The sequence below is a fragment of the Collinsella aerofaciens genome (assembly GCF_040910245.1).
Taxonomy (GTDB): domain Bacteria; phylum Actinomycetota; class Coriobacteriia; order Coriobacteriales; family Coriobacteriaceae; genus Collinsella.
The window spans coordinates 1-5,062 of the sequence record NZ_JBDGAY010000039.1; the positions used below are offsets into that span (position 1 = coordinate 1).

The 5,062-nt window shown below is 61.0% G+C and carries 3 protein-coding genes; all 3 read right to left on the reverse strand.

Annotated elements, in window-relative coordinates:
• Nucleotides 1-134: 134 nt before the first annotated feature.
• The 3 genes from bilS to AB5Z20_RS09720 all read right to left on the reverse strand — a co-directional run bounded on the left by bilS (nt 135) and on the right by AB5Z20_RS09720 (nt 4,714).
• Entirely contained in the window at nt 135-686 is a 552-nt protein-coding gene (gene bilS, locus AB5Z20_RS09710; protein ID WP_368157160.1) for a flavodoxin family protein BilS, read from the reverse strand.
• Between the two features lie 323 nt (nt 687-1,009).
• The gene (locus AB5Z20_RS09715; RefSeq protein ID WP_349090638.1) at nt 1,010-2,869 is read right to left on the reverse strand and encodes an ABC transporter ATP-binding protein; all 1,860 of its coding nucleotides are present in this window, start codon (nt 2,867-2,869) and stop codon (nt 1,010-1,012) included.
• A complete protein-coding gene (locus tag AB5Z20_RS09720; RefSeq protein WP_368157159.1) occupies nt 2,870-4,714 on the reverse strand; it encodes an ABC transporter ATP-binding protein in 1,845 nt (614 codons plus the stop codon).
• Nucleotides 4,715-5,062 lie beyond the last annotated feature (348 nt).

A 5,062-nucleotide genomic window follows, 5' to 3' on the forward strand; every position in this document is an offset into this window, starting at 1 on the left:
GTTCCGCACGCAAAGAAGGCCACTTAATGTGGCCTTCGTCTTGCGCAGGACTGTAGAGCAGGGAACTTCGTGCCCCGACGCCCGGGAGGACGTTTCATTTAGAAAGATGGACCGACCGCCGTCAGCGATGGGAGCTACTCCCCCAGCACGGCCTTTTTGGCGGCTGCAGCCATGTTATCCAGGTCTTCCTTGGTGGGATGGTCCTTTGCGGCAACCCAGTTGTCGAGCAGCATCTTATAGCGCGCGTTGTCGGGATCTTGCTCGAGCATGGCCTCGTAGCGCTGTTTGACCGCGGGGCCCATCTTGCCCTGGCACATTGCCCAGCCCACCAGCTCGGCATCATCGGCCAAATTTGAGGTCACACGATTGATAATCTGCTGGTAATAGCTCTGATCGGCACCAAAACCGCAGGTACCGAACAGAAAGACGCGCTTGCCGTGCAAGGCGGAGAGCAACGCCGCGACCGAAGGCGTGCATGCGCCCTTATCGCACCAAAAGCCAACGAGCACCGAATCGGCAGCGCAGGCACCCTGCGCCTCGCGCGCAACCTGATCTGCGTCCGCATCGTCGCTCAACGCGGCAGCGTGAATAAACTCGACGCCTGCAGCCTGTAGGGCACGCTTGATCGCGCCCGAAACCATCCTGGTATTACCGCTCTTGCTGTTAACCACCAAAGAGCACGTCATAGTCACGTTGCCTCGTTTCCCCCAAAACTAAAGCCACTAATGCAATTTATTAGATGAATATCTTAGTACTAACGTGACAGATGTAAACCACCGTCTGTCGATTGGCGACGCAGACGACATCTTTGGACAGATTTCGAACAGTATGTACTTCGGATTGAAACCGCCGCAGAACGTTGCACGAATGGCCGAAAAACTGTTTCACAAAACGCCGTCAAATTGTGTCACGGAGTATCGTCAAAATGTTTCACGCGCTGGTAGAACGCTATATAACAAGATCGCTCTATGGGACAAACAAACCTGATTAATTTGCCCCACGGGCTTGCTCACTGGGCGAATTGGCTGCGGTAGAGTTCGGCGTAGAAGCCGCCTGTCGCTAGCAGCTCGTCGTGCGTGCCGCGCTCGATAATCTCGCCGTCGCGCATCACCAGAATGCAGTCGGCGTTGCGGATGGTGCTCAGGCGATGCGCCACCACAAAGCTCGTACGGCCGGCCATAAGCTCGTCGAATGCCGCCTGCACCTGCAGCTCGGTGCGGGTATCGATGCTCGACGTCGCCTCGTCCAGCAGCAGAATCGCCGGGTCGGTGAGCATGACGCGCGCGATGCACAGCAGCTGTTTTTGACCCTGGCTAAACATGCTGCCGTCCTCGCCGATGACCGTATCGTAGCCGCTTGGCAGCTGCACGATAAACTTGTGCGCGTGCGCGCGCTTGGCGGCTTCGATAACCTGTTCACGCGTGGCATCCGGGCAACCGTAAGCGATATTTTCCGCCACCGTGCCCTCGAACAGCCACGTATCCTGCAGCACCATGCCAAAGGCGCGGCGCAGGCTTGCGCGCGTGTAGCCACGCGAAGACCGGCCATCGACCATGATGCGTCCGGCATCGATATCGTAAAACCGCAGCAGCAAATTGATGAGCGTTGTCTTTCCGCAGCCCGTGGGGCCGACCAGGGCAAAACGCATGCCGGGCTTGGCCTCGATGCAGATATCCTGCAGCAGCTTGCGGTCGGGCACATAGCTAAAGTCCACGTGTTCAAAAGTCACCTCGCCACGCGGGGCGGCAAGCTCCACGGCGTCTGGCGCATCGGGCTCCTGCTCGCGGGCGTCGAGCAGTGCAAACATGCGGCGCGCCGAGGCATACGCCGTCTGGATTTGCGTAATGACGTTGGTAACCTCGTTGAACGGCTTGGTGTACTGGTTAGCATAGGACAGGAAAATCTGCACGCCGCCCACCGTAAGCGCCGCGGGCACGCCCGTGATCACGCCCACGCAGCCGATCACAGCGACCACGGCATAGATGATGTTATTGATAAAGCGCGTGCCGGGGTTGGAGAGCGAACCCATAAACTGCGCGCGCTCGCCTGCCGTATAGAGCTCGGCGTTGAGGGCGTCGAAGCGCGCTTGGGCGTTCGGGCCGTAGGCAAACGCATCCACCAGTTTTTGCTCGCCCACATACTCCTCGATATGGCCACCGAGCTGACCTTGAATGCGCTGCTGTGCCGTAAAGCTCTTGTTGGAAAGCTTAGCGATGGCGCCGGCTGCAAAAATGGAAAGCGGCGTGACGAGCACCACCACGAGCGTCATGGTCAGGTTGATGGAGAGCATAAACGCGAGCGTGCCCACAATGGTGATAACGCCGGTAAAGAGTTGCGTGAAGCCTTGCAGCAAGCCATCGCCAACCTGGTCGACATCGTTGACCACGCGGCTCATAAGGTCGCCGTGGGCATGGCTGTCGATAAAGCTGAGCGGCATGCGGCTGAGCTTGTCGCTCGCCTCCACGCGCATGTCGCGCACCGTCTCGTAGGACAGGCGGTTAACGCAGTAGCCCTGCAGCCACTGGAAGGCCGCAGCACCTACGACGACAATCGCGAGCTTGGTGACAAGCGGCAGCAGCGCATCGAAGTCCACCTGTCCGGCGGCGACGATCAGGTCGATGCCTTCGCCGATGAGGATGGGCGTATAGAGTTGCAAGATCACCGAGATGGCGGCGCTCACAAACGACGCCGTAAACGAAATACGGTGCGGACGGACGTAGCCCATCAGGCGGCGGGTCACCGCGCCCACGGGATAGCGCTCAGGGTCGCCAGGCTGGCGTGGGCCGTCGCCCAGGTCGTTGAGCTTGTCGTTGCCGGACACATTGGCCGTCATCGTGGCGACCGAACCGGACGAAGTGTACGGATTCATTTAGCAGCCCTCCCTTGCGCACGTGGATGCCGGGGCAGCCGGGGCGGATGCGGGCGTCGCGCTCCCCTGCTGGCCCTCGAGCTCCTCGCGGCGCAGCTGCGACTGGCAAATCTCGCGATAGAGCTGGCAGGTCGTATACAGATCGTCGTGCGTACCCAGGCCCGCGGCCGAGCCGTGGTCGAGCACGCAGATCATGTCGGCATCGCGCACGGTCGAGACGCGCTGGCTCACGATCACCGTGGTCAGCGGGAGTCCGCCCGCGGCGGCCCCGCGTGCGCTGCGCTCGCGGATGGCATGGCGAAGCGCCGCGTCGGTCTTAAAGTCGAGCGCCGAGGCGGAATCGTCCATGATCAGAACCTGCGGCGAGCCCACCAGGGCACGCGCAATGGTCAGGCGCTGGCGCTGACCGCCGCTGAAGTTCTTGCCGCCCGCCTCGACCGGGGCGTCGAGCCCCTGCGGCTTGTTGCGCACGAACTCGCTGGCCTGCGCCATATCGAGCGCCGCCCAAAGCTCCTCGTCGGCCGCCGACTCGTCGCGCCAGGTTAGGTTGCTGCGGATCGTGCCGCTCACGAGCGACGCGCGCTGCGGAACAGTCGCAACCACATGGCGCAGCTGGTCGAGCGGCCAAGCGCGCACGTCGGCACCCATCACGCACACGCTGCCGGCGCCCGTGTCGTACAGGCGCGGGATGAGCGAGACGAGCGTGGACTTACCACTGCCCGTACCGCCAATAATGCCGAGCGTCTTGCCCAGTGGGAGTTCCAGCGTCACATCGTTGACAGCATTGGCCGCGCCGGCGCCAAACGAGAAGCTCGCATGGCTCAAGCTCAGCGCAGGAACGGGAGCGACATTGCCCGGCTTGGGCAGCGCGACCGGCTGGTTGCCCTCGTCGGTGATGCTCGGCACGCAATTGAGCACCTCGTTGAGACGCGACGCACTGGCGCTCGCCTTGGTAAAGACCACGACCAGGTTGGCGACATACACGATGGAGGTCAGGGTCTGCGTCATGTAGTTGACGAACGCCATGACCTGGCCCTGCGTGAGCTCGCCCACGTTGACCTGAATGCCGCCCACCCACAGGATGGCGCACACGCCCAGGTTCATCACCAGAAACGTTACGGGGTTAAGGATCGACGAGAGCTTGCCCACCGCAATTGCGACACACGCCTGGCCATCGGCCGCCTGGGCAAAACGCTCACGCTCGTGACCCTCGCGCACAAACGCCCGGACCACGCGGGCGCCCGAAAGACCCTCGCGGCAAATAAGCGCGATGCGATCGAGCTTTGCCTGCAGCTGCTTGTAGTACGGGATGCAGCGCGCCATGACAAACCAAAACACCAGGCCGATAGCGGGCGTGCAAATCAAAAAGATCATGCCGAGCTTAAGGTCGATGGCAAGGGCCGCGACCATGGAGCCCACCGCCAGGAAAGGCCAGCGGATGAGCATACGCACGCCCAGCGCCACGGCGAGCTGCACCTGGTTGACGTCGTTGGTAATGCGCGTGATGAGCGACGGCGTGCCAAAGCGATCGAGCTCAGCATAGCTCAGCTTGTTGATGTGCTGGTAGAGCGCACCGCGAATGTCGGTGCCCATGCCCTGCGAGGTCAGCGCCGCCATCTTTTGGCAGACGAGCGTAAACGAGATGCCGATCACGGCCATGGCGGCAAGCAATATACCGTAGTGGACGACAGCGTTCACATCGTGCACGCCGATGCCCCTATCAATCATCTGGGCAATCACCAGCGGCGTAAGCAGGTCAAAGATTACTTCGATCAACTTGCACGCAGGACCAATCACCATATACCGGCGAAACTTACCACCAAAACGCCTGAGCAGCTCAATCATGTATAGGCGCTCCCTATCATCATCTCTCTTCAATCTGATTCATGATAGTACGGAGAGCCCTGAAGATACGTAAGCAACTCGTTACAGAAGAATCTTGGATGGTGGTAAAAACCGTCACTGTTTTGACGCAGTCAGCGAGCGACATAACGCCAGGGATTCAATTATCAGATAAATGTGACCCTTCAGGCGGTTTTGGTCGGCTACCCGCGAGTGCCGGCAGGGCGCTTGGTAGTCGAGCGATCCCGCAGGCGAAGCCGAGGACCAGCGAGACACCAAGCGCCCTGCCGGCACTCGCGGGTAGCCGCGGCACCAAAAAGCGCCTGCGCACTCGATGGATCCGGATGCCCG